We start from the raw sequence: 23,964 nt of genomic DNA on the forward strand, positions 1-23,964 counted from the left end.
ACGTGAAGTACGAGAGGTGAAGTACGAGCCAGGGGCCGGTGCGGGTCAGGAACTGCTGCTGCCACCGCAGCTCGAGCCCCCGGACGAACCGCCGCAGCTGGAACCGCCCGAGGAACCGCCGCAGCTGGAACCCCCGGACGAACCGCCGCAGCTGGAGCTGGATCCGCCACCGCAGCTCGAACCGCCACCGGAGGAGCCTCCGCAACTGGAGCTGCCACAGCCGGAACCCGGGCTCGATCCGGCGCACCACACGGCCACCGCGTCCGGGTACGACGTATACGAGTGGCCCGACGCCGAGCGGCCGCCTCGGACGCCCGCGGGTACCCGCGCCGCCGCGGTCAACTGCGCCTGGAGCGCGGGATCCGGCACGGCACGCAGGCCGTGGATCGCGACCAGATGAGCCGCTGAGTACGCCTGGGCGTACTGAACCCGGTACGAGCGGAGCGCGTCCCGCCCGGCCGTACTGATCCGTCGCCGGGCGCGGCCCGCCATGATGAAGCCGATCACGATGCCCGCGATCAAGGCCGGCAGGACCAACGCGATGAACGGTGGCCCGGAGTCGACCGATTCGTCCGCGAGGAAGCTGACAACGGTGAGGGCGAAGGAGAGCGGCAGGGCGATCACACACAGGATGCCCTGGGCGAGACCCCACACGGCCGGACCCCGGTTCTGCCCGGGCGGCACCATCAGCCCGCGTGCGGCGAGGCCGTCGCCGATCGCCTGCACGCCGGGGCTGCGCATCGCGGCGATCCGGAGGGTGTGCAGCGCGCCGGTCGGGGCGACGGCGAGTTCATCGAGTACCGCGCGCTCGACCGGGTCATGGGCGACCGGATTCCGTACGGCGACGATGCCCGGGCCGCCGATGGCGAGCCGGCCGTCCGCGTGCAGGGCGGCGAGCGCGGCGTCCACCACCCGGGCGGGGCCGCCGCTGAGGAAGGCGGCCTCGTAGACGTCGTGGATACCGCCGCCGGCCGGGTGGCGGCGCTGGGCGGCGGACACCCGGATGATCAGCGCGACGGAGGAGGCGCCGACGGCGAGATAGACCAACACAGCGAGCAGGGTCATTCCGCTCACCTCCTGACAAGAGCGGCACGGGCCGCGCGTACGAGACGGGTCGAGCGGCGCGGCGGATGGGGCGCGACGCGCTCCTCCCACCAGCGGGTCAGCAGGCGCCGGGCGTTGTCGTCCTCGGGCCGCCCGGCGACGAGGAGCTGCTCGGCGAAGTCGAGCGCGTCGCGGCGGTACCCGGCGCGCATGGGGCGGGACTTGGCGTACGCAAGGAACGCGGCGCGATAGTCCGCGCCGAGTATCTCCGGCAGCTCGGGCGCGACCTTGGCGACGACATCGGCCCGCTTGGCGGCGAGGGCACGGCTCTGCACGCGCAGACGCCGGGAGTCGAAGCCTTCGGGGGCGGGGGTGCCGGCGACGAGTGCGGAGAGAAGGGCGGCCTGGCCGAGGGCGACGCGCTCTCGTGGGGCAGGAGAACTCCCCCGACCCGTCTCGATCTTGGCGCAGGCTTCCGGCCCCTCGTGGGCGCGGGCTTCCCCGCGCGGGCCGGAAGCCGTCGAGCGCCCCCCGCGCGGGCCCATGGACGCGGCTGCCGCCAACGTTGCGCGGATCGTCGTCAGCTCCGCCGAGAGCTCGGCCGCGGGCGGGAAGTCGTCGTCCCGCTCCAGCAGTACCCCCGGCGGGGACACCCGGGAGCGGAGCTCCGTCAGGACGTCCAGGACCGGCTGGGTCACCGGATGGGCGTGGGTGTCGTGCCAGACGCCGTCGCGTTCGATGCCGCCCGCGACATGGACATACGCGATCGCCTCGACCGGGAGTTCGTCCAGCGCCGCCGACGGGTCCTCGCCGCGGTTGACGTGGTTCGTGTGGAGGTTGGCCACGTCGATCAGCAGGCGTACGCCCGTGCGCTCGACCAGTTCCGCGAGGAACTGGCCCTCGGTGAGCTCCTCGTCCGGCCAGGAGATCAGTGCCGCGATGTTCTCCAGAGCCAGCGGCACCGGCAGCGCGTCCTGCGCGATACGGACGTTCTCGCAGAGCACCTTCAGCGCGTCCCAGGTGCGCGGCACCGGCAGCAGATGGCCCGCTTCCAGCTGCGGCGAGGCAGTGAGCACGCCACCGGCCCGTACGAAGGCGATGTGCTCCGTGACCAGGGGCGCGCCGAGCGCCGTCGCCCGCTCCGCCAGGTCGGCGAGCCGCTGCTCGGACGGGCGGTCCGCGCCCCCGAGGCCCAGCGAGACGCCGTGCGGGATGACCTTGACGCCGCGCGAGCGCAGGCGGGTCAGGGCGGCGGGCAGATGGCCCGGGCAGATGTTCTCCGCGACAACCTCGACCCAGTCGACGCCTGGCAGTTCCTCCACCGCGTCCGCGATCTCCGGGCGCCAGCCGATGCCTATACCGAGTTCCATGAGTCCCCTCCCCCGTGCCGTGTGACGGTGCGTGCAGGGCCTATGGCCCCGCCGGACGGCGGTGAATCCAGAGGAGGGGACGTTCAGAGGTTGATTTGAGGTTCCGGCGGACCGGAGTTACCGACGGGTCACGGACGGTTGGTGTTGATCGCTGTCGGTGCTCCCGGCTGGGTGGACGGACGCGAGGTGAAGGACTGGTCCCCGCTCGGCGACACGGGTGCCGGCTGCGGCGGCAGGTTGCCGTTCGGCGGCGGCGGACCTGTCGGGCTGGCCGTCGCCTTGCCGGCCGCCTCGTTGGCGATGGCGTCGAAGTCGACGAATCCGGTCGCCTCCAGCATGGTGATGTGGTCCAGGACCGTCTGGTTCGTGTCGGTCGCCAGCTGCCGGATCAACGTGTTCCGGGTGGTGTGCCGGACCTGGGCGACCAGTGAGAAGACCTTGCCGTGCGCGTTGCGCAGCAGGTTCGCGAACTTCCGCTCGTACTCCTCGCCGCTCGCCGCCGACAGCTCCTGCAGCCAGCCCTGCTGCTGCTCGTTCGGCTGGTTCGGCAGTTCGACGCCGAGCTTCGCAGCCACGTCGCGCGCCCGCTTGTCGAGGTCGGAGTGGCCGACGATGAGGTGGTCGCCCGCGTCCTTGATCGCCTTGGTCGGGGCGCGTTCGATCGCCTGCTGTCCTGCGGGCAGCTCCCAGAGTCCGGCCAGCCGGACCTTCACCAGGAAGTCCCGGTCCGTGGCCGAGAGCGGTCCCCACTGGGTCGAGACGGCCGCGGCGTTGAGATTGTCCTGGCCGGTGCCGGAACGGTCCGCGTACGACCACACGGGGAACGCCAGCGCGCCTACCGTGGCGACCAGGGCCGCGATGATGAGTGCTGTCCCGTTGATGCGCCGCAACAAAGTGCCTCCAGAGCCGATACGTTCCACGGCAGATCAACCGCCGGCTGAAACAGCGTTCAACCTACTTGGCGGTACTCAGAGGTACGTAACGCGGGGCCTCAGTGTTCAGCCGCGCAGCGACGGATGATCCGCGACCACCGTGCAGGAGCCCGGAGCGATCTCGGTGAAGCCCGCGTCGCGCACTACCGGCAGGCCGCTGACCGTGAGTTTTCGCCAGTGCGCGGGCTCCGCGGTGCGCACCGAGAGCGCGAAGCCGGCCTCGCGCCACGCCTTGCGGTCCGCCTCCGACAGCTCCCACCAGGCGAGTTGGGCACCGTGGCCGGCCTGCGCCATCGCCTTGCCCGCCGACATGTCCAGATCCGGGCTCAGCCACAGCACCGGAGCGGTGAGATCGGGCGCGGCGGGCGGCTCGGGGTCGTCGAGATCCGTGCCCGACACCTGGAGCTTGGCCAGCTCCTTCGGCCAGCCGTCCAGCGGGACGGGCGGGAAGACCCGTACCTCGGCGGCCCCGCTCGTCACGGTGATGCCCGGCAGCCCCGTGGCCTTGCGCCACTCGGCGCCGCGCGCCCGCCGCACCACCTTGCGGATCCGGGCGTCCTGCCAGTCCCGCATCGCCTGCGCCCACTCGCCGTCGCCCAGCGAACGCTCGTCGCTCAGGATGTCGAGCACGGCGCGGGCAGCGGACTCCAGCGCGTCGGTACGGGCCGGGGGTTCGGCCTTCTCGATGTGTACCACCAGCGGAAGGACGAACTGCGGGGCTTCGTCACGGGAGGTGATTTCGTGCCGGAAGGGACTGTCGGGGAGGGTTTCGTTGCTGCTCACACCGCCCAGTCTGCCAGCCGTTCCGGTCGGGATTATTGGCGGAACGGAGGCCTCCGGGCGACGATGCACGCCATGAAGAGCGATCTCTTTGCCTCGGAGAACATGGCGCAGCAGGCTTCCGTGCCCGGAATGAGTCTGCAGAACGCCAAATCGGTCAAGTACACCGTCAACGGCGAGATGCACGCGCGGCAGGGATCAATGGTCGCCTTCCGCGGAAACCTCCAGTTCGAGCGCAAGGGCCAGGGCATCGGCGGCATGCTCAAGCGCGCCATGACCGGCGAGGGCCTGCCGCTGATGGCGGTGCGTGGGGAGGGAGAGGCCTGGTTCGCGCACGAGGCCCAGAACTGCTTCATCGTCGATATCGAGCAGGGCGATGCGCTCACCGTCAACGGTCGCAACGTCCTCTGCTTCGACGCCTCCCTCTCATACGAGATCAAGACCGTGAAGGGCGCCGGCATGACCGGCGGCGGCATCTTCAACAGCGTCTTCACCGGTTACGGAAAACTCGCCGTCGTCTGCGAGGGCAACCCCATCGTGATACCCGTCACGGCGCAGCAGCCGGTGTACGTCGACACGGACGCGGTCGTCGGCTGGAGTGCTCAGCTGCACACCTCACTGCACCGCTCGCAGTCGGTCGGCTCGATGATCCGCGGCGGCTCCGGCGAGGCCGTCCAGCTGATGCTCCAGGGCGAGGGATTCGTGATCGTACGGCCCAGCGAGCTCACGCCGCAGAAGGCGGCAGCGAACTGAAACTCCAAGGAGTCGGCCGCCGTTACGGCCTCGGCGGACCATGGGTGCTGCGCGGAGTCGATCTCGAGCTGCCCGCGCGCGCCCTGGTCCGCGTCGAGGGGACCAACGGCAGCGGAAAGTCCACCCTGCTGCGGCTGCTGGCCGGGATCGACGCCCCGACCGAGGGGCGGATCAGCGGCCGGCCACGTACGGCGTACGTCCCCGAACGCTTCCCGGCCGCGCTGCCGTTCACCGCGACCGGCTATCTGACCCGCCTCGGGCGGATCCACGGTCTCGGGCGCCGGGCCGCCGAGGCGCGGGCCGGCGAGTGGCTGGAGCGCTTCGGGGCCGCGGGCCACGCCCGTACCCCGCTCGCCGAGCTCTCCAAGGGCACCAGCCAGAAGGTGGCGGTGGCCCAGGCGCTGCTCGCGGAGCCGGAGTTGCTGGTGCTCGACGAGGCGTGGACGGGCCTGGACGCGGTGGCGCGCGAGGAGTTCGACCGGGCGGTCGTGGAACGGGTCGCGGCCGGGACCACAGTCGTCTTCGTCGATCACGACCCGCGCCGACTCGCGGGGGCCGTGGACGCTGTCCACGTATTGAGCGGGGGCGCTCTGGTACGTCGCCGGAGCGGGACCGGCGCGGCCGAACAGGGGCCGCTGGTACGGATCGAGGTGGCGGGACCGCCCGGTGCGCCGGTGCCCGAGGGGCTGCCCGGGGCGCCGACGCACGAACCCGGCCCGGACGGCAGCACGGTGCTGACGGTGGCGGCGGTGCACTCCGACGCGCTGCTCAGGGCTCTGCTCACGGCACGGCCGCCGTGGCACATCCGACAGTTGAGCCGGACCGGAGCCGCCGCTACGACGACGGGGCAGGTGGCGTCATGACCGCGCTGTTCGGCTATCAAACCGCCCTGCTGCTGCGTTCACAGCGCTGGCTGCCGCCCGTCCTGCTGTACGTGATCTTTCTTGCCGTCGGCGTGCAGTCGGGGCAGCCCGTGCTGGACTCGTTCGGCTACGCGGCCGGCGCGCTGCTGCCGGTCACCGCCTGGCTGGTCCGGGTCTGCGCAACCCAGGAGCCACCGGCCGCCCGCAGCATCGCGGCCGCCGCGACGAGCCCGCCGCGCGTGCATCTGGCGTCCCTGCTCGCCGCCGTGGCGTGCGCGGGGGCACTGGGCGCTGTGGGAACGACCGTGGTCGCCTTGATCAGCAAGGCGACGAGCGCCGACAACCGGGTGGCGATCCCGCTGCTTCCCGCCACGGCCGCGGGGCTGCTCGCCGCGGCGGTATGTGTACTGACGGGGGCGGCGGTCGGCGCGCTGTGCACGCGGCCGCTGCTGCACGCGCGGGGCTGGTCGCTCACGGCCACCGCGCTCGTCGCGCTGCTGGCGCTGGTTACCAGCGGCTCGCCCGCCAAGTACGCCCTGACCGGGCTGGTGACCGGCTCGCGGACGGGGACGGTGCAGCTGTCCGTACTGCCGCTGATCTCCGCGTTGCTGGTCGCGGTCGTGGCGGGCGCGCTGGCCTGTGCGCTGAGCTCGCTCCGCGGTGCGGACGGCGAGAGTTAACCTCGTACGCATGGACGAGCCGCACCAGCAGGACGAGCCGCAGGAGCCGTACTGCGAGCCACCGGCCGCCGCGCCCCTGGCGGCCGGCGGGCCGCCGTTCGCCGAATGCGTGCTGTGCCGGAAGCCGACCGAATACCCGGAGTCGGTGAAGGGCGCGACGCTCTGCCCCGTCTGCGAGTGGCAGGAGGCCCAGCGGACGGCCTGCTCGGGCTGAGATCAGGCCCGTGCGGCGATGATCAGGCCCGTGCGGCGATGATCAGGCCCCTGCGGAGATGATCAGGCCCGTGCGGCGATCGAGGACGGACAGGCTGCCGGACGGCGCCGGTCAACCATGCGCGTTCACGCACCCCGCATCAGGTCGGAGACCTTAACAAAGCGGTAGCCGCGCTTGCGCAGCTCCGGGACGATCTTGCGGACCGCCTGCTCCGTGACCGGCGCGGCGCTGCGCGTGCAGTGCATCACCACCAGCGACCCCGGCTGCACTCCCTTGAGTACCTGCTCGGCGACGGCGTCCCCGTCCGTGGCGAAGGCGTCGCCGCTCACGACGTCCCACTGGACTGCGGTCACCTTCGCCGGAGCCAGGGCTCGCAGGGCCGCGTCGTTGTAGCAGCCGCCCGGGAAGCGGAAGTACGGCACCACATTCCGGGCCCCGGCCTTCTTGAACGCGGCGAAGGCCCGGTCCACCTCGGCCGGCATGGCGTTCTTCGCGACCAGTGGCAGGCCGTAGCAGGGCGACTTGAAGGCGTAGTGGCTGTAGGAGTGGTTGGCGATTTCGAACAGCGGGTCGTTGCCGATCTCCTTCGCCTGATCCGGGTACTCCTCGGCCCAGCGGCCGGTCATGAAGACCGTCGAAGGGACGTTGAGCCTCCGCAGCGAGGCGATCAGGGCGGGGTTGTCGAAACGCTCGCCACGCGCGGCCCGGGGCCCCTGGTCGGCGGTCATGTCGGCGTCGAAGGTGAGCGCGACGGTTTTCTCGGCCTTCGCGGCCGACTTGGGTGCGCGCTCGAGAACGGGCGTCAGGCCGCCGGGCCCGGGCGCGAGGGTCGGAGCCTTCCGCACCTTGTCCGTGAGCGGATTCCCGGGATTCCCGGGATTCCCGGGCTCTGCGGGCTTTGCGGCCTTTGCGGAAGCGGCTGCGTCCGTTCTGCGGGGTGACGGCTGGGCGGAACTGCCACCGTTGCCGCTGGAGCAGCCGACGAGCACGGCGCCCATCACGGCAGCGGTCATCATTCTTCGTACAAAAGTGATCACCGACGGAAACTATCCGATCAGTCGGATAGTAGGAGCGCACGGCGCACGCGCGTCAGGGTTACGTTCCGTCAGAAGGCTGGCTCAGCCTCCCGTCCAGCCCAGCGGGTGGAGTTCGACCGGCCGCGAAGGGGCATCAGGTTCCCCGCCCGCCTCGCTGAACGCGGTGAGTGCCGCGATCAGCGCCGCGCGTTGCTCGGGGGCCAGGCGCTCGACGATCGACGCGATCTCCCGGCGGCGCCTGGCCATCACGACCTCGACGATGCGCACGCCCTCCGGCGTCAGCTGAAGCACCGTCTCGCGCCGGTTGTCCTGATTGGTCTGCCGGTCCACCAGGCCGATGGCGATGAGCCGGTCCACCATGCGCATCGCGGTCGACGGGCTGACCGCGAGCCGCTCCGCGAGCAGCACGAGCTTCGCGGCGCCAGGGCTGGACAGCACGACCAGTAGCCGGAACTGCGGGAGCGTCACCCGGTCCTCGACGGAGGCCAGGGATCGCGCGGACACGGCGACCAGCAGCCGGGACGCGGTCAGCACGGCTCGGGTCACCGCCTCCACGTCGTCCATCCCGCCGTTCTTTTGCACTGTGCAATGATGCCCGAGCGGAGGGCCCGTTGGATGCCGGGCCTCTGCTCGGGGGCGGCACTGGCACCGTGACGCAGCTCAACACCGCACGCCTGCCTGTCGGCCGGGTCCTCCGTGGCGAAGGCGTGGGTGCCGCTCTCCGAGGACCTTGTGCTCAGGAGGAACGACATGGCTGTGCCCCCCGCCGGCGTGCTCGCCGACATCGCCGACCTGCTTCATGACCTGCCCGCCGACCGGGGCGGTGCTCTGTGGCGCCTCTCCGAGGAAGGGCGGCAGCTGGACGCCAACATCATCCGCATGCTGCCCGCCGCCCGGGTCGCCGGCCATGTCGAACCGGATCTCGACGTGTTGCTGTGTGTGCTGAGCGGCAGCGGCCGACTGGAGACGGACACCGGTGGGCGGCAGGAGCTGGCGGCCGGGTGCGTCGCCTGGCTGCCGCGCGGCGTCCGTCGTGCGCTCTTCGCCGACGAGGACGGACTGGTCTATGTGACAGTGCACTGCCGCCGTCCGGGACTCGCTATCCGCAGCGCCGCCGTGGCGCAAGGCGGCGAAGCGGCATGTCTGCTCAACCGGATCTGTCCCGGCTGCGATCTTCCGGCCGAGGAGATCGGCGCACGTTACTGCAGCCGGTGCGGCAGCCGACTGCCGTCATGAAGGCCCCGAGGAGACCTGATTGACGGTTCGTCAGGAAACTTCTTTTGCAACGGCGATGAGTACAACTCCCGCCCCATCCGTATCAAGGGTTGGACGCGTCCCCCGGTTTCCGTCGGCAACCGGACTCCGCACCCCCCTACAGGAGGCGACGAGTTGAGTCACAGGCGAATACCCAAGCGCAAAGCCGTTCTTGCGGGAGCCGGAGCGGCGGGCATCGCCGCAGCGGCCATCCTGCTGCCCCACGCCAACGCCTCGCAGTCCGGTTCCGGTTCTGCGGCACGGTCGAACCCGAAGACGATGAGCGCCGCATCGGCGGCAGATCTCGTCTCAAGGCTGGCCCCGAAGCTCGGCGAAGCCTTCGGCGGGGCCTACTACGACGCCGCCAAGCAGCAGATCATCATCAACGTTGTCGGCGACGACAGCAACGTCGTGAATCAGATCAACAAGGCCGGCGCGGTGGCGAGGAGTGTCGAGAACAGCGCGGGCGAACTGAAGTCCGCCGCGAGCACACTGGCCGAGAAGGCCACCATCCCGGGAACGGCTTGGTCCGTAGACCCGAAGACCAACCAGATCCTTGTCACGGCGGACCGCACGGTCGCCGGTGAGAAGTGGAACAGACTCGAGTCGACTGTGAAGTCTCTGGGCGGCGGCATGGCCCGGATCCAGAAGTCGGCAGGAGAGTTCAAGCCCTTCGTCTCGGGCGGCGACGCCATCTTCGGCGGCGGCGCGCGCTGTTCGCTCGGCTTCAATGTGACCACCCAGGACGGTCAGCCCGGCTTCCTCACCGCGGGGCACTGCGGTGTCGCCGCCAAGCAGTGGTCCGCGGAACAGAACGGCGCGCCCATCGGCACCGTCCAGGCGGCCACGTTCCCGGGCGACGGCGACTTCTCCCTCGTCACGTACGACGACCCGGCGACCCAAGCCCCGAGCGAGGTCAACGTCGGTGGCGGGCAGACCGTGCAGATCACGCAGGCCGCCGACGCGGCTGTCGGCCAGCAGGTGCTCCGTATGGGCAGCACCACCGGGCTGAAGGACGGCCAGGTCACCGGTCTGAACGCCACGGTGAACTACCCGGAGGGCACCGTCACGGGTCTCATCCAGACCAATGTCTGTGCGGAACCGGGCGACAGCGGAGGATCGCTCTTCACTCAGGACGGAAACGCGATCGGCCTCACCTCGGGCGGCAGCGGAGACTGCACCTCGGGCGGCGAGACGTTCTTCCAGCCTGTGACCACGGCGCTGGCCGCGGTGGGCGCCGAGATCGGCGCGGGCGGTGACGCGGGTGCCGGTAACGCGGGCGCGGGCGCGGGTAACGGTGACGCCGGCAACGGTGACGCGGGCGCCGGCAACGGTGACGCGGGCGCGGGTAACGGTGACGCCGGTAACGGTGACGCGGGCGCCGGCAACGGTGACGCGGGTAACGGTGACGCGGGCAACGCGGGCGCCGGCAACGCGGGTGGCGCCGACGCCGGTGACGCGGGCAACGGCGGCGAGGCAGACAACGCCGGCGAGGCAGGCAACGGCGACGCGGCGGTCAACGGCGGGGCGCACAACGCCGGCTGACACGAACACCCGCAGGACAGCACGCGGCCCCGGGCATCGACCGATGCCCGGGGCCGGGCGTCATTCGGCCTCTTCGTCGGCAGTCGCGCAGTCGGTGGCCGTGCCGTCGAGTTCGGCCGTGTCCAGCGTGGCGGTCAGCGTGTCGAGGCCCGCGCGCAGCTCGCGGATCTGGTCCAGAGACATACCCGTCGCCGCCGCGATCCTGCGCGGCACGTCCAGTGCCTTCTCGCGCAGCGCGGCGCCCGCGGCGGTGGGGCGGGCGGTGACGGAGCGCTCGTCCTCGATGCTGCGCCTGCGCTCCACGTAACCCGCCGACTCCAGCCGCTTGAGCAGGGGCGACAGGGTGCCCGAGTCCAGGCGCAGATGCTCGCCGATCCGCTTCACCGGCAGCTCGCCGTGCTCCCAGAGCACCAGCATCACCAGATACTGCGGGTAAGTGAGGCCGAGGTCCTTGAGCGCGACCCGGTAGACGCCGTTGAAGGCCCGGGACGCGGCGTGCAGCGAGAAGCAGATCTGGTGGTCGAGGCGGAGGAAGTCCTCGTCCGGCACGGTTGTCAGCGTCGTCTTCTCCATGGAGCCAGGGTATACCTCACATCATTTAGTTGTGCACAACTGAATTGTGTGTCACTATCGTATCAACGGTTCTCCACGGACGAAGAGGGATGCAACTCATGGACGCGCTCTACACCGCTGTCGCCACCGCCAACGGTCGCGAAGGCCGCGCTGTCAGCTCCGACGGCCACATCGACCTGCCGCTCGCCCACCCCCAGGCGCTGGGTGGCAACGGCCAGGGCACCAACCCCGAGCAGCTCTTCGCCGCCGGGTACGCCGCCTGCTTCGCCAGCGCCATGGGTGCCATCGGCCGTCAGGAGAAGATCGACGTCAAGGACGCCTCGGTGACCGCCGAGGTCAGCATCGGCAAGGACACCGACGGCGGCTTCGCCCTCTCCGTGATCATGCGGGTCGAGCTGCCCGACCACCTGCAGGGCGAGGCGGGCCGCGATCTGCTCGAGAAGACCCACGCCTACTGCCCGTACTCCAAGGCCACCCGCGGCAACCTGCCGGTCGAGCTCGTCATCGAGTAACGCCGGTCAGGCCGCCTCGAGCAGCCGCTTGCGGCACTCCTCCACATCGAAGCCGGCTTTGGGGTACTGCGGATCCAGTGCCTCGAGGTGCTCGAGCAGCAGCTTGCTGATCGCCCAGTTGCGGTACCACTTGCGGTCGGACGGTACGAGGTACCAGGGCGCCGCCTCCGTCGAGCAGCGCTTCAGGGCGATCCCGTACGCCTTCTGGTATTCCGGCCACAGCGCGCGGTCCTCGATGTCGCTGGGGCTGAACTTCCAGTGCTTCTCCGGATTGTCGAGGCGCGCCAGAAGGCGGCGGCGCTGCTCCTCGTAGCTGATGTGCAGGAACACCTTCACGACCGTGGTGCCCTTCTCGGCGAGTTCCTCCTCGAAGTCGTTGATCTGGCGGTAGCGGCTGCCGAGATGGCGGCGCGGGACCAGTTCGTGGACGCGGGCGATCAGTACGTCCTCGTAGTGCGAGCGGTCGAAGATCCCGATCTCGCCGGGCACCGGCAGGGCCCTGACGATGCGCCAGAGAAACGGGTGGTTCCGCTCCTCGGGCGTCGGGGTCTTGAACGCCTTGATCCGGCAGCCGGCCGGGTTGAAGAGGCCGACCACATGCTTGAGTGTGCCGCCCTTGCCGCTGGTGTCCATGCCCTGGAGCACGAGGAGGAGCCGGCGGCGGTCGCCCGCCGTGCTCGCCGCGTAGAGACGCTCCTGGAGGGCGGAGAGCCGTTCACCCATCCGGGCGGTCGCCGCCAGCCCGGCGGCCTTGTTCGCAGGGCCGGCCGGGGTGGCTCCGGGGTCGTACGAGGAGAGGTCGACGGGTTCGCCCCCAGGGATGCGCAGCAGTTCACGGAGTTGGGCCGGCCGCTTCTGCTTCTTCCCCCTGTCCTCCGCCGTGCGCTCCTTCGCGTCCTTCCCTGCGTGCTTCTTCGCGGTCTTCTTCTCGTCCTTCTTGCCGTCCTTCTTGGCCACCGCGTGCCCCTTCCGGCTCCGGTCCGTTCCCTCGATCGTGCGACGGAACCCCGGCTCCCGCGAGCGTGGTGTGGTGGAAGAGCAGGTTCAGCGCGAATGCCGTGACAGCCGCGCTCGTGATACCGCTGCCGGTGATGATCTGCGCCCAGGACGGGAATCCGTCGTAGATCCCCTCGGCCATCTCCGGCAGCAGGCCCACACCCAGCGATACCGAAGCGATGGTCAGGTTGTGGCTCTGCCCCAGGTCGACCCGGCGCAGCGTATTGATGCCGACCATCGTGACCGTGGCGAAGAGCACGAGGCCCGCCGCGCCGACGACCGGTCCCGGCAGTGCCGCCACCACCTCGCCCAGTTTGGGGACCAGGCCGAGCACGACCAGAATGCCGCCCGCCACCGCCGTGACGTACCGGCTGACGACCTTCGTCATGCCGAGCAGCCCGACGTTCTGGCCGAAGACGGTGTCCATGAAGGAGTTCATCGTCCCGCCGAGGACACCGGAGAGCCCGTCAGCCGCGAGGCCCCGCGCCAGATCCCTTTCGCTGACCGGCCGGCCCGTCGCCTCGCCGACCGCCAGCATCGACGCCGTCGACTCGGTGAAAATCACCAGCATCACCACGCACATCGCGATGACCGCGGTCGGTGGGAACTGCGGTGCACCGAAGTGGAACGGCGCCGCGAGCCCCAGCCAGTTCGCTCCCGACACCCCGGAGAAGTCGGTCAGATCCATCGGTATGGCGACCAGCGTGCCGACGACCAGCGCCAGCAGGATGCCGATCTGGCCCAGATAGCCGCGGGCGAACCGGGCGAAGAGCACGATGAACGCCAGCACCCCGCCGGCCAGGGCGAGCCGCGAGCCCGAGGCGTAGTCCGCGGCCTTCGGGTCGTTGCCGGTGATCAGACCGCCCGCGACACCGATGAGCGAGAGGCCGATGACCGTGATCACCGTGCCGCTCACCAGCGGCGGGAAGAAACGGACCAGCCGTGCGAACGGCACGGCGACGAGCAGCCCGAAGAACCCGGCGGCGAGCATCGAGCCGTACACGGCCTGCATGCCGTACTCCTGCTCGATCAGGATCATCGGCGTCACACCGGCGAAGGTGGCGCCGGTGACGATGGGAAGGCGGATGCCGAGGATCCTGCCGATGCCCAGGCTCTGGATCAGCGTCACCAGACCCGCGACGAGCAGATCCGCGTTGATGAGCAGGGCGATCGCCGAGGAGTCGAGTCCCGCCGCGGCGCCGAAGACCAGCGGCACGGTGATGCAGCCGGTGTACATGATCAGCACATGCTGGATGCCGAGCGCGGCCAGCCCGGCGAGCGGCGGCCGTCGGTCGACGGGGTGGCGGAAGTCGGCATCCGGAGCATCCATGGCAGGCCTTTCGGGAGACTGACCAGCATTGATGCAGGCGATCTTTGAGACCGTGGGGCGGATGCGTTACGCACGTGTTGCGCCGCACCCGCCCCCGTCCGGGTGGCTCAGAGGATCAGCACCACGGCCCGGTGACCGCGAACGTCGTGCCGGGCGTATAGCAGTTGACGTACATGGTCTCCCCGTCCGGCGAGAAGGTGACGCCCGCGAACTCGCCCCATTCCGGCTCCTCGGACGTGCCACCCGCCGCGGCAGCGGCTGAGGTAATTGCCTGAGCGTTGCGCGCCATCGGGTAGACCTCGCCGCGCTTCGTCAGCCCGTACACATGCTGCTTGCCCCCGCCGTCCTCGCACACCATCAGCCCGCCGCTGGGCGCGAGACAGATGTTGTCGGGAGATTCGCCGGGCAGCTGGATGTCCGTGCTCGGACCGAAGACGATCACCAGCGTGAGCCGGCGCCGGTGCGGCTCGTACTTCCACACCTGCCCGAAATGGTCTGCGGCCGAGCCCGCCTTGCTGACGGCGAAACTGGAGACGAAGTAGACCGAGCTCCCGCCCCAGTAGCAGCCCTCCAGCTTCTGGGCGTGTGTGATGCCCTTCGGGCCGAAGTCCTGCAGGCGGACCGGGGTCTGCTTCGCCTGGCTGTCCGGTACGGGCACCCACTCGATCCGGTCGAAGCTCGCGCCGGTCTCCTGGATCGCGGACAGGTCGGGCACCCCGGGCACCCGCATCGCCTCCAGCGTCCCGCCCGCGCGCAGCGAGCCCGTCCCGCCGAGCGGTTTGTTCGGCAGGAAGCGGTAGAAGAGCCCGAACGGCCGGTCGAAAGCGTCCTCCGTCTCGTACACGATCCCGCTCTTCGGATCGACGGCGATCGCCTCGTGCTGGAACCGGCCCATCGCGGTGAGCGGTACGGCTCCGGTACGGCGCGGATCGGCGCCGTCGACCTCGAAAATGAAGCCGTGGTCCTTGGTGTAGCCATTGGTGCCGGCTCTGTCCTCGGTCTCCTCGCAGGTGAGCCAGGTGCCCCACGGGGTGGGCCCGCCCGCGCAGTTGACGGCCGTGCCGGCGATGGCGACGCGCTCGGACAGCACATTGTTGCGGCTGTCCAGCTCAAGGGCCGTACAGCCGCCCTTGCCCATCGGGTCGTAGGTGAGGCCCTCGACGGCCGGGACAGCGATGTTGGCGGTGACGCGGTTCTCGTGGTTGCGCACCAGGTGGACGCGGCCCCGGCGGCCGGCGAAGGCCGACATGCCGTCGTGGTTGCTGGGAACCTTGCCCTCGCCCGAGCGCAGTGGATCTCCCTCGCGGGAGAGAACCTGGTAGCGGAAACCTTTTGGCAGATCGAGCAGCCCGGCCGGGTCGGGGACGAGCGGGCCGTACCCGCTGTGCCCGCGGGCGGCCGCGGTGCCCGCGAAGAGTTCGGAGAAAGCACCGGTGAAGGCGATACCGGCGCTCAACGCACCGGTACGAGCCAGGACTTGTCGTCGTGTTGCGGACATGGGGCAACTCCCTGCTGGCGGACAGGAGATGTGACCCGCACGTGTGTATCACGCAGTTCGGTGACACGAGAACCGTGCGGGCCACTATGCCTTTGTGTGTGGCTGTGCTTGTCGCCGCGCCCCGGCCGGGTCAGGCGAGGGAAGCGCTGAGCGTGATCGTCGTACCTGTCAGAGCCTGGCTCACCGGGCAGTTCTTCTTGGCGTCCTCGGCGGCCGCGGCGAAGGCGTCCGCGTCGAGACCGGGGACCTCGCCCTGCACCGTGAGGTGGATGCCGGTGATGCCCTCACCGGGCTGGAAGGTCACATCGGCCTTGGTCTCCAGCCGGGTGGGCGGGGTACCGGCGCCGGTCAGACCGTGCGAGAGGGCCATGGAGAAGCAGCTCGAGTGGGCGGCCGCGATGAGCTCCTCGGGACTGGTTTTGCCGTTGGCCTGCTCGGCGCGGGACGGCCAGTTGACCGGGTAGCTGCCGATGCCCGACGAGTCGAGGGTGACGGTGCCCGAGCCCTTGAGCAGCTCGCCTTCCCAGACCGTGTGCGCCGTACGCGTGGTGGCCATGATGGTTCCCCTTCTGATGGCTAAGAGGGCTTTCGGCCCCCAAAGCCCCAAACCTACTGCCCCACAAGCCCCTTCGCGTCCCGGGCCAGCGCGGTGAGCCGCGAGATTGCCCGGAAGTACTTCTTCCGATAGCCGCCGTTCAGCATCTCTTCGCTGAAGAGCCGGTCGAAGGGCATTCCCGAGGCGAGCACCGGCACCTCCCGGTCGTACAGCCGGTCGGCGAGTACGACCAGTCGCAGCGCCGTCGACTGGTCGGGGATGGGCCGGACATCGGTGAGGCAGACCGCGCGCAGACCGTCGGTGAGTGCCCCGTACCGGCTCGGGTGGACCTTCGCGAGGTGCTCGAGGAGATGCGGGAAGTCGTCCAGGGACGCGCCTTCGGTGGCGTACGCGGTCTTGGCGACCTGCTCGTCGGAGTACGGGGGAGGGGCCTCGGGCAGCCCGCGGTGACGGTAGTCCTCGCCGTCGATCCGCAGTGGCCGGAAGTGCGCGGAGAGCCCCTGGATCTCGCGGAGGAAGTCGGCGGCGGCGAACCGGCCCTCGCCGAGCTTGCCGGGCAGCGTGTTGGAGGTGGCCGCCAGCGCGACGCCCGCGTCGACGAGCTTTCCGAGCAGCGTCGATACGAGGACGGTGTCGCCCGGGTCGTCCAGTTCGAATTCGTCGATGCAGAGCAGCCGGTGCCCGCTCAGTGTCTGCACGGTCTGCTGGAAGCCGAGCGCGCCCACCAGGTTCGTCAGCTCCACAAAGGTGCCGAAGGCCTTGAGTGACGCGTCCGCCGGGGTGGCGTGCCAGAGGGAGGCCAGCAGATGGGTCTTGCCCACGCCGTAGCCGCCGTCGAGATAGACGCCGCGCGGCCCGGTGGGGGCCGCGGGCTTCTTGCTGAACCACTTGCGCTTGGCGGCGCCGCTCGCGTGTGCCCCGCCGAGGCCCGCCGCGAAGGAGCTCAGGACCGTGACCGCCTCGGTCTGGCTGGGCTGGTTCGGGTCGGGGACGTAGGTGTCGAAGCGCACCGAGTCGAAGCGCGGCGGCGGCACCATCTCGGCGACCAGACGGTCGGCGGGTACGCGCGGCTCGCGGGCGCACAGGGACAGTGGGGCCGCTTCGGTTATGGGGCTTGTCGACACAGTTCCCAACTGTAAGGGCCGTGCCAGACTGCACAGCATGCGACGCCTGTTCCCTGTGACCGATCAGACAGCCGCCGTGGACCGCGAGTGGTCCCTGGACGAGCTGGCCGACGCCTATGGGTATCCGGACGGGGGCGGGCCCTGGCTGCGGGCGAACATGGTCTCCACGCTGGACGGGGCGGCCCAGCACGAGGGCCGCTCCCAGCCGATCTCCTCCGGCACGGACATGCGGATCTTCGGCACCCTGCGGAGTCTCGCCGACGCGGTCGTGGTCGGCGCGGAAACGGTACGCCTCGAGGGCTACCGCCCCGCCCGTGCCCGCGAGGCCTTCGCCGAGCGGCGGGCCGCGGCCGGCCAGGGCCCCGCCCCCGCCATCGCCGTGGTCAGTGCCTCGCTCGACCTGGACTTCTCGCTTCCGCTGTTCGCCGAGCCGCTCGTTCCGACGCTGCTGCTGACGGGGGCCGCGGCGCCCCCGGACCGTATCCGGGCGGCGGAGAAGGCGGGCGCGGAGGTGGTGATCGCCGGGGACGGCCCCGGGGTGGAGCCGCCCAGGGCGGTACGGGCGCTCGCCGAACGGGGACTCGTCCGGCTGCTCACCGAGGGCGGGCCACGGCTGCTGGGCCAGTTCGTGGCGGCCGGGGCGCTGGACGAGCTGTGTCTGAGCCTGTCGCCGACACTGACGGCGGGGGACGCGCAGCGGATCGCGGGCGGACCGGCGCTGGCTGTTCCGGAGAGGTTCGCCCTGGCATCGGTACTGGAGGAGGCAGGGTTCCTTTTCACCCGCTACCGTCGCATCTGACAATCGGCGGAATTTGCCGTTCCGGTTAGTCTCCGCGAGGCACACTTACTCTCGCAGACCCCGTGCGGGCACGGGGCAGGATGGTTTCCGCAGAAGGGCTCCTGACGTGTTCACAAGCGTATTGATGATCGAGAAGCCCCTGACCTCCGAGGACGTTGAATTCGTCACCACTCTGCACGGGGAGGAGAACATCTCCTTCATCGTGCTGATGCAGCCCCGAGGCGATCAGGCCGATCTCCTGCTGCGTGCCATCGATGACGTGGCACTCGGCGAGCTGAAGGAGGCGGTCCGCGAGGGCGACGAGCCCGAGGGAAAGGATGCCAAGGGCCCCGCCGAGCTCGCCCTGGAGCACTCGCTCGGGGCGCTCCGGGCGGCGGGCTGCGAGGCCGTCGGCCAGGTCGTCGAGGACCATCCGCTGGACAAGCTGAAGTCCGTGGTGGACGAATCGGGCGCCGACGAGGTGATCGTGCTGACCGCGCCGCACTATGTGGAGGAGTTCTTCCACCGGGACTGGGCCTCCCGGGCCCGCCACAAGGTCGGCGTCCCCGTGCTCAAGCTCTTCGCGCACAGCGAATAGGCTGGAGCCCCGCACGTACTCGCACGCACTCGCACAGCGTTACGTGTACATCTCTACTCGTACATCTTGGGGAGACACACGCATGGCACCCGCCGTCCCTAGCGCCATGGAACGCCCGCACTTCATCGGCATCGGCGGCGCCGGAATGTCGGGCATCGCGAAGATCCTCGCCCAGCGCGGCGCGAAGGTGGCGGGCAGCGACGCGAAGGAGTCGGCCACGGCGGAGGCCCTGCGCGCGCTCGGCGCCACCGTCCACATCGGGCACGCGGCCGAGTACCTGGCGACCGACGCCAGCTGCGTCGTCGTCTCCAGCGCGATCCGCGCCGACAACCCGGAGCTGGCGCGCGCGACCGAGCTCTCCGTGCCGGTCGTCCACCGCTCCGACGCGCTGGCCTCGCTGATGACCGGGCTGCGCTCGATCGCCGTCGCCGGCACCCACGGCAAGACCACCACGACGTCCATGCTGGCCGTGGCCCTCACCGAGCTGGGGCTCGACCCCTCGTACGCGATCGGCGGCGACCTCGAAGGGCCGGGGACGAACGCCCGCCACGGCGCGGGCGATATCTTCGTCGCCGAGGCCGACGAGAGCGACCGCAGCTTCCAGAAGTACGCCCCCGAGGTCGCGATCGTCCTCAATGTGGAGCTCGACCACCACGCCAACTACGCCTCGATGGACGAGATCTACGACTCCTTCGAGACGTTCGTCGGCAAGGTCGTCCCGGGCGGCACGCTGGTGATCTCCGCGGACCAGCCCGGCGCGGTCGAGCTCACCGCGCGCGTCCGCGACCTGTCCACGCTGAAGGTCGTCACCTACGGTGAGTCCGAGTCCGCCGACGTCCGCGTCCACAAGGTCACCCCGCGAGGCCTCACCAGCGAGGTCACGGTTCTGCTCGGTGGCCGGTTCCTCACCTTCACCGTCTCGGTCCCCGGCAGCCACTACGCGCACAATGCCGTGGCCGCCCTCGCAGCGGGCGTCGCGCTCGGCATCCCGGCGCACAACCTCGCCTCGGCGATCGGCAAGTACACCGGCGTCAAGCGCCGCCTCCAGCTCAAGGGCGAGTCCGCCGGCGTCCAGGTCATCGACTCGTACGCGCACCACCCGACCGAGATGACCGCCGACCTCGAGGCCATGCGCGGCGCGGCGGCGGACGCCCGGCTGCTGGTCGTCTTCCAGCCGCACCTCTTCTCCCGTACGCAGGAACTGGGCACGGAGATGGGCCAGGCGCTCGCGCTGGCGGACGCCTCGGTGGTCCTCGACATCTACCCGGCCCGCGAGGACCCGATCCCGGGCATCACCAGCACCCTGATCATCGACGCTGCCCGCACGGCAGGCGCCGATGTCACGGCCGTCCACGACAAGGCGACCGTCCCCGACGTCATCGCGGGAATGGCGAAGCCGGGCGATCTGGTTCTCACTATGGGCGCGGGTGACGTGACGGACCTCGGTCCGGTCATCCTGGCCCGTCTGGCCGGTAGGTAGAACCTGAGGGAGCCGATTTTCATGTCCTACGACGTCGACAAGCCGGACGAGCAGTGGCGTGCCGAGCTGTCCCCCGCGGAGTACCAGGTCCTGCGCCAGGCCGGCACCGAGCCCGCCTTCGTCGGTGAGTACACCGACACCAAGACGGCGGGTGTCTACTCCTGCCGGGCGTGCGGCGCCGAGCTGTTCCGCTCCGACACGAAATTCGAGTCGCACTGCGGCTGGCCGTCCTTCTACGACCCGAAGGACACGGACGCGGTCGAGCTGATCGAGGACCGCTCGCACGGGATGGCGCGCACGGAGGTGCGGTGCGCGCGGTGCGGGTCGCATCTTGGGCATGTGTTCGAGGGTGAGGGGTATGCCACCCCGACGGACCAGCGGTACTGCATCAACTCGATCTCGCTGACGCTGGCGCCGGACGAGGACTGAGCGAGGCGTCCCGCTGCCGTACACCCATGGTCCTCCCGGGCACGGGCGGGGTGGCAGCTGAAGCTGCAGCCATCCCCGCCCTGCCTGTCAGGCGTTGGGGTCGAACGAGATGTTGGCGGGCTTGGCCTTCTCGAGGTGGTAGTTGAAGTTGCCGTCCTTGAGGCCGAAGACGGCACTGCCGAAATTGGCCTGGCTCAGCTTGTCGCGGAGGCCCGCGGGGTAGCCGTTCCAGCCGACCAGCCTGGGGAACTGCCACCCGTGGTAGTGGTTCTCCGGCGGCTCGTCGTTGGAGTTCGCGGGGCGGAAAGCGTGCGTGCTTATGCCGTCCTTGTGGTAGACGGTCTTGGGATGCGTCCCGTCCCACCGGATCTGGTCACGGCCGTAGGTGTTGAAATTGCCGTGGGCGGAGGTGGAGACGTACTGGGCCTGGTTGTTCTGCACCCACACCACGACGTGCTCCCAGTCGTGGCGGTGTCCGCCGAGTCCGCTGCCCGCCACGGCCTGGTCCTTCTCGAAATAGAGGCCGTACATGATCGCGCACCAGCCGTTGTTGCACTTGGACCGTGCGTATCCGTTGGTGTTGTCGAGGTCCCATGAGTCGCGGCAACTGCCGTTGACGGCCCCGGTTGTGTTGAGGCCGGGGTTGATGGTCCCGTCGGGGCCGATGGCGGGAGTGGGGTAGCAGCCGTCCACGTCGTAGTCGTAGGCCGGCTGGAACGTCTGCTCCAGTCCGTCCGCATTGGCGGGCAGGGCGCTGGGAGGATCGGCGAGGGCGCTGCCCGGAAAGGCGACTACCAGCGCGATGGCGCTGCCGAGGATGAGCGAGACCTTGCGGATGCGCGAGCTCTTCTTCACTGCGTCCTCCTGATCGGCCGGGGCGTGGGGCCACCCGGCCCGGTTGACATGCACGGCTCAGCCTCGCCCAATCTCGTTGACGCGTTGAGCGTTGAGACGTGTCAGAGCGATGAAAGGTAGGCCAATACGGAGGAGTGGGGGCTGGTTCCTGACGGAGCCCCAGGAGGAGTAGGCGGCGTCGGCGCAGCGGTCAAGGTCTGGGCGGGAACCGCGAGTTGACGTACCGCCGGGCGGCGTCGGCTGGCTACGCCTCGGGCACCAGCGGTCCGCGCCGGTTCGGGCGTCGACGGAGCAGCCCGCTGGTCGCGCCGCTGGTGCCCGGGTAGCAACAGGTTCCCTGGAGCAGGTTCAAGGACCCTTAGCAGCCAAGGAACCAACTGTCTGCCGGCGGCAGGCTGGTGGGGGGATTCGATCTCGCTGCGGCTGGAGCCGGACGCGGGCTGAGGCGGGGCGGGAGGTCATGACGGCGAAGGCTCCGGCGTCACGTTCTCCTCGCCTATTTGCCTGCCCGACTCGTAGATCGTGACCACCCCGCTGTGGATCACGTAACGGTACGGACCGTTGCGCGCCTCGTAGCCGTCGGCCGTCTCCTCAGCGCCCATGACGATGCCCTTCTCGCGCCGGTCGCTGAACTCGCCGAAGTAGTACAGCTTTCCCGCGGTGGTCCGGCACAGAGTGATCTGCTTGTTGCTGGTACGGAACGCCTCGGCCAGCTCAGCCCCGTCGCCCTGGGGGATTTCCGCAGCGATCCGCCCCGGGCAGGGATCGGAGGTGGCCGCCGGGGTGGAGCCGTCACCGTCTCCGTCGGCGGAATCGAGTGCATTCCTGCATCCGTCCGAGAACAGGGTGAGCAGGACCGCCAGAACGACCAGTCCCAGGCATCCCTTGGCACAGCCGTTGGACTCCTTCGCCGGAGCGGGAGTGTAGGGGGTGTACGGGGAAGGCGGAGGCGTGTGGACGGGAGCCGGGGAGGGCGCGGGGGTCGGTGCGGCTGTGGGCGGTGTGTAGCCGGCAGTGGGCGTCGACGGGAAGAAGACGCCCTCGGCGGGAGTGCCGGGCGACGGCCGGGCCGTGCCGCGGGAACTTGTGCCGCTGGTCCGCCGCGTGCCGGATGAGCTTGTACGAGGAGTTGTCCCGGCGGTGGACGGCCGCGGTCGGGCGGTGCCCGGCGGGGTGGTGGTGCGCTTGGGCGTCGGCTTCCTGGGCGCCGCCTTCTTGGGAGCTGCCGTACCCGCCGCGGGCTTCTTGGCCGTCGGCTTCTTCGCTGTCGCTGCTTTCCAGCCCGTGCCGCACACGATGCAGCTGAGGTCGGTGCGTGCATTATTGGTGTCGCACTGGGAACAGCGCCAGTCGGCCGCGGGCTTGGCGGACGGCCGCTTCGGTCCGGACTTCGGGGGAGGCTTCGGCGCGGCGCTCGGCGCGGTCTTCCGGGGGGACTTCGGGGTGGCCCCCGGCGCTGCGGAGTCGCGCGCGGGCGCGGTGGTGCGCCGGGTGCTCCCGCAAATCGTGCACGCCCGGTCCACGGGATCGTTGAACGTGTCGCAGTCCGCGCAGCGCCAGTTTGGCGACGTGGCCACCCCGTTACTCCCTCTGCTTGTCTCAGTCCGTGTCCATGGCGATGCATGTCAGCACATGGTGGAACAGCTCGTCGGACGCCGGACCGGCCGGGGCGGCGATCCAAGCAGCGGAATTCAGCGGTACCTGCTCCAGCACGGTGTCCTCGGCTGCTTCCTGCGCGTGTTCGGGCACACCGTGCCGATGCCGAAGCCACTCCGTGAAGATATGCGCCCCATCCGTATACCGGGCCGGGACGTCCACCCGGATCACCAGAAGGCCCGGCACCGGACGGTCCGAGTCATGGAACTGGAACACCAGCTGGGCGCCGCCGTCCGGCCCCCGCTGCCTCAACGTGGCGGAGACACAGCGGTCCAACTCGGCCTCGAGCACCGAGAACCCGGGCCACACGAGCTCCAGCCGGTGATCCTGGTACGTCAGGCGGAAGTCGTCCCAACTGAGATTCACAGGCTGTTTGCGATCGTCTCGATGATCTCGTCCATCTCGAACTCCTCCAGCCCTTCGCCGGCTTTGGAGGCGAAGTGCAGCGTGAGATCCCACTCCTCGGCGATAGCATCCGACCACGGTGCCTCCTCGGGAGCGAACAGAACCAGCCGCTTGGCGGACTGCTCCATGACCGCGGTCTGGCTGCGCGCGTAACCCCACTGCTCGAACAGCTCGTCGATGGTGCGCGGGATGCCCGCCGGGTATCCCTGGGCCGATGCGCCGACGGTGCCGAGCGGGTGGGCCGGGGCGTCGGTGAACATCACGATCACATGGCGCCTGCGGTCCAGCCCGGTCTCCCAGGGCGCGTTGATGGCCAGGGCGAGGGCCTCCAGGCCGGACTCGGGGATGTCACCGCCGCCGTCGGCGTCGATGCCTTCCAGGAACCGCTCGAAGTCGCTTGACTGACTGGGAAGTTGAAGAAATCCGGTCTGCTCGATGGCGCTTCCCGGGTCATCACCGAAGTCCCGGAAGGCGATGACCTTGACGCGCAGCTGGCTGATCGACTTGCCCTTTTTGCCCATGACGTCGTTGAGCCGGTCGTGGAACTGCAGAGCGCTCGACTTCACGCTGTCGAGGACCGGGTACATGCTGGCCGTCGCGTCGATGCACAGCACGATGTCGACGGCGTACTGCAGATTGCCCTGGTACTGCTCGATGTTGGCGTTCACGTGGTTCTCCTCGCGGTGTAGCGGGGCGGTGGCA

At 69.9% G+C, this 23,964-nt stretch carries 27 protein-coding genes; 11 read left to right on the plus strand and 16 right to left on the minus strand.

Annotation, left to right across the window (positions count from 1 at the left end):
• Positions 1–45: 45 nt before the first annotated feature.
• From ACFYXH_RS37060 to ACFYXH_RS37075, 4 genes are all read right to left on the minus strand, one after another.
• Positions 46–1,065, minus strand: coding sequence for a TIGR04222 domain-containing membrane protein (locus tag ACFYXH_RS37060; protein ID WP_389572764.1), 1,020 nt, complete (start codon positions 1,063–1,065; stop codon positions 46–48).
• Positions 1,066–1,070: 5 nt separating this feature from the next.
• Entirely contained in the window at positions 1,071–2,414 is a 1,344-nt protein-coding gene (locus ACFYXH_RS37065; RefSeq protein WP_389572767.1) for a DUF692 family multinuclear iron-containing protein, read from the minus strand.
• Positions 2,415–2,542: 128 nt separating this feature from the next.
• Positions 2,543–3,304, minus strand: a complete 762-nt coding sequence (locus ACFYXH_RS37070; protein WP_389572771.1) for a DUF4142 domain-containing protein — start codon at positions 3,302–3,304, stop codon at positions 2,543–2,545.
• A 108-nt stretch (positions 3,305–3,412) separates the two neighbouring features.
• Complete coding sequence (locus tag ACFYXH_RS37075) at positions 3,413–4,129, minus strand: peptidyl-tRNA hydrolase (RefSeq protein WP_389572774.1); 717 nt, start codon at positions 4,127–4,129, stop codon at positions 3,413–3,415.
• A gap of 72 nt (positions 4,130–4,201) precedes the next feature.
• On the opposite strand from ACFYXH_RS37075, the gene ACFYXH_RS37080 reads away from it, so the two are divergent.
• Genes ACFYXH_RS37080 through ACFYXH_RS37095 form a run of 4 tightly spaced genes read left to right on the plus strand, consistent with a single transcriptional unit; the run spans position 4,202 to position 6,636 of the window.
• Positions 4,202–4,879, plus strand: a complete 678-nt coding sequence (locus ACFYXH_RS37080; RefSeq protein WP_389572777.1) for an AIM24 family protein — start codon at positions 4,202–4,204, stop codon at positions 4,877–4,879.
• 44 nt (positions 4,880–4,923) lie between these two features.
• Positions 4,924–5,742, plus strand: a complete 819-nt coding sequence (locus ACFYXH_RS37085; RefSeq protein WP_389572780.1) for an ATP-binding cassette domain-containing protein — start codon at positions 4,924–4,926, stop codon at positions 5,740–5,742.
• Positions 5,739–6,422, plus strand: coding sequence for an ABC transporter (locus ACFYXH_RS37090; protein WP_389572782.1), 684 nt, complete (start codon positions 5,739–5,741; stop codon positions 6,420–6,422). The genes ACFYXH_RS37085 and ACFYXH_RS37090 overlap by 4 nt, the downstream gene beginning before the upstream one ends.
• 10 nt (positions 6,423–6,432) lie before the next feature.
• On the plus strand, positions 6,433–6,636 hold the full coding sequence (locus tag ACFYXH_RS37095) for a hypothetical protein (RefSeq protein ID WP_389572785.1): 204 nt from the start codon (positions 6,433–6,435) through the stop codon (positions 6,634–6,636).
• Between the two features lie 125 nt (positions 6,637–6,761).
• Here the strand turns inward: ACFYXH_RS37095 and ACFYXH_RS37100 are convergent, their stop codons facing one another.
• Both ACFYXH_RS37100 and ACFYXH_RS37105 read right to left on the minus strand, forming a co-directional pair.
• On the minus strand, positions 6,762–7,652 hold the full coding sequence (locus ACFYXH_RS37100; protein ID WP_389572788.1) for a polysaccharide deacetylase family protein: 891 nt from the start codon (positions 7,650–7,652) through the stop codon (positions 6,762–6,764).
• 102 nt (positions 7,653–7,754) lie between these two features.
• Positions 7,755–8,237 (minus strand): MarR family winged helix-turn-helix transcriptional regulator, encoded by a 483-nt coding sequence (locus tag ACFYXH_RS37105; RefSeq protein ID WP_389572862.1) that lies wholly within the window; start codon positions 8,235–8,237, stop codon positions 7,755–7,757.
• Between the two features lie 186 nt (positions 8,238–8,423).
• Between ACFYXH_RS37105 and ACFYXH_RS37110 the strand changes: the two genes are divergently transcribed.
• Both ACFYXH_RS37110 and ACFYXH_RS37115 read left to right on the plus strand, forming a co-directional pair.
• Positions 8,424–8,909 (plus strand): cupin domain-containing protein, encoded by a 486-nt coding sequence (locus ACFYXH_RS37110; protein ID WP_389572790.1) that lies wholly within the window; start codon positions 8,424–8,426, stop codon positions 8,907–8,909.
• A 153-nt stretch (positions 8,910–9,062) separates the two neighbouring features.
• A complete protein-coding gene (locus ACFYXH_RS37115; protein WP_389572792.1) occupies positions 9,063–10,472 on the plus strand; it encodes a S1 family peptidase in 1,410 nt (469 codons plus the stop codon).
• Positions 10,473–10,532: 60 nt separating this feature from the next.
• Here ACFYXH_RS37115 and ACFYXH_RS37120 read toward each other — a convergent pair whose 3' ends face one another.
• Entirely contained in the window at positions 10,533–11,045 is a 513-nt protein-coding gene (locus ACFYXH_RS37120; protein ID WP_389572796.1) for a MarR family winged helix-turn-helix transcriptional regulator, read from the minus strand.
• 98 nt (positions 11,046–11,143) lie between these two features.
• Between ACFYXH_RS37120 and ACFYXH_RS37125 the strand changes: the two genes are divergently transcribed.
• On the plus strand, positions 11,144–11,557 hold the full coding sequence (locus ACFYXH_RS37125) for an organic hydroperoxide resistance protein (protein WP_389572799.1): 414 nt from the start codon (positions 11,144–11,146) through the stop codon (positions 11,555–11,557).
• Between the two features lie 6 nt (positions 11,558–11,563).
• Here the strand turns inward: ACFYXH_RS37125 and ACFYXH_RS37130 are convergent, their stop codons facing one another.
• The 5 genes from ACFYXH_RS37130 to zapE all read right to left on the minus strand — a co-directional run bounded on the left by ACFYXH_RS37130 (position 11,564) and on the right by zapE (position 17,100).
• Complete coding sequence (locus ACFYXH_RS37130; protein ID WP_389572865.1) at positions 11,564–12,388, minus strand: PPK2 family polyphosphate kinase; 825 nt, start codon at positions 12,386–12,388, stop codon at positions 11,564–11,566.
• A 1-nt stretch (position 12,389) separates the two neighbouring features.
• On the minus strand, positions 12,390–13,883 hold the full coding sequence (locus tag ACFYXH_RS37135; RefSeq protein WP_389572803.1) for a nucleobase:cation symporter-2 family protein: 1,494 nt from the start codon (positions 13,881–13,883) through the stop codon (positions 12,390–12,392).
• Positions 13,884–13,998: 115 nt separating this feature from the next.
• Complete coding sequence (locus ACFYXH_RS37140) at positions 13,999–15,381, minus strand: alkaline phosphatase PhoX (RefSeq protein WP_389572806.1); 1,383 nt, start codon at positions 15,379–15,381, stop codon at positions 13,999–14,001.
• A 130-nt stretch (positions 15,382–15,511) separates the two neighbouring features.
• Complete coding sequence (locus ACFYXH_RS37145; RefSeq protein ID WP_385301361.1) at positions 15,512–15,937, minus strand: OsmC family peroxiredoxin; 426 nt, start codon at positions 15,935–15,937, stop codon at positions 15,512–15,514.
• Between the two features lie 53 nt (positions 15,938–15,990).
• A complete protein-coding gene (zapE, locus tag ACFYXH_RS37150) occupies positions 15,991–17,100 on the minus strand; it encodes a cell division protein ZapE (protein ID WP_389572808.1) in 1,110 nt (369 codons plus the stop codon).
• Here zapE and ACFYXH_RS37155 point away from each other — a divergent pair.
• The 4 genes from ACFYXH_RS37155 (at position 17,099) to msrB (ending at position 20,346) form a co-directional block, all read left to right on the plus strand.
• Positions 17,099–17,860: a pyrimidine reductase family protein gene (locus ACFYXH_RS37155; RefSeq protein ID WP_389572811.1), complete on the plus strand. Its 762-nt coding sequence runs from the start codon at positions 17,099–17,101 to the stop codon at positions 17,858–17,860. The two genes, zapE and ACFYXH_RS37155, sit on opposite strands and share 2 nt — an antisense overlap.
• Before the next feature lie 106 nt (positions 17,861–17,966).
• Positions 17,967–18,437 (plus strand): indole-3-glycerol phosphate synthase, encoded by a 471-nt coding sequence (locus ACFYXH_RS37160; protein ID WP_327326690.1) that lies wholly within the window; start codon positions 17,967–17,969, stop codon positions 18,435–18,437.
• Positions 18,438–18,519: 82 nt separating this feature from the next.
• Positions 18,520–19,917, plus strand: a complete 1,398-nt coding sequence (gene murC, locus ACFYXH_RS37165; RefSeq protein WP_389572813.1) for a UDP-N-acetylmuramate--L-alanine ligase — start codon at positions 18,520–18,522, stop codon at positions 19,915–19,917.
• Between the two features lie 21 nt (positions 19,918–19,938).
• On the plus strand, positions 19,939–20,346 hold the full coding sequence (gene msrB, locus ACFYXH_RS37170; protein WP_389572815.1) for a peptide-methionine (R)-S-oxide reductase MsrB: 408 nt from the start codon (positions 19,939–19,941) through the stop codon (positions 20,344–20,346).
• A gap of 87 nt (positions 20,347–20,433) precedes the next feature.
• Here the strand turns inward: msrB and ACFYXH_RS37175 are convergent, their stop codons facing one another.
• From ACFYXH_RS37175 to ACFYXH_RS37190, 4 genes are all read right to left on the minus strand, one after another.
• Entirely contained in the window at positions 20,434–21,201 is a 768-nt protein-coding gene (locus ACFYXH_RS37175) for an NPP1 family protein (RefSeq protein ID WP_389572818.1), read from the minus strand.
• A gap of 458 nt (positions 21,202–21,659) precedes the next feature.
• Positions 21,660–22,778, minus strand: coding sequence for a hypothetical protein (locus tag ACFYXH_RS37180; protein ID WP_389572821.1), 1,119 nt, complete (start codon positions 22,776–22,778; stop codon positions 21,660–21,662).
• Positions 22,779–22,800: 22 nt separating this feature from the next.
• Complete coding sequence (locus ACFYXH_RS37185; RefSeq protein ID WP_389572824.1) at positions 22,801–23,223, minus strand: hypothetical protein; 423 nt, start codon at positions 23,221–23,223, stop codon at positions 22,801–22,803.
• A complete protein-coding gene (locus ACFYXH_RS37190; protein ID WP_389572827.1) occupies positions 23,220–23,930 on the minus strand; it encodes a vWA domain-containing protein in 711 nt (236 codons plus the stop codon). Before ACFYXH_RS37190 ends, ACFYXH_RS37185 begins: the two co-directional genes overlap by 4 nt.
• Positions 23,931–23,964 lie beyond the last annotated feature (34 nt).

This window comes from Streptomyces sp. NPDC002730 (genome assembly GCF_042888805.1).
Classification (GTDB): domain Bacteria; phylum Actinomycetota; class Actinomycetes; order Streptomycetales; family Streptomycetaceae; genus Streptomyces.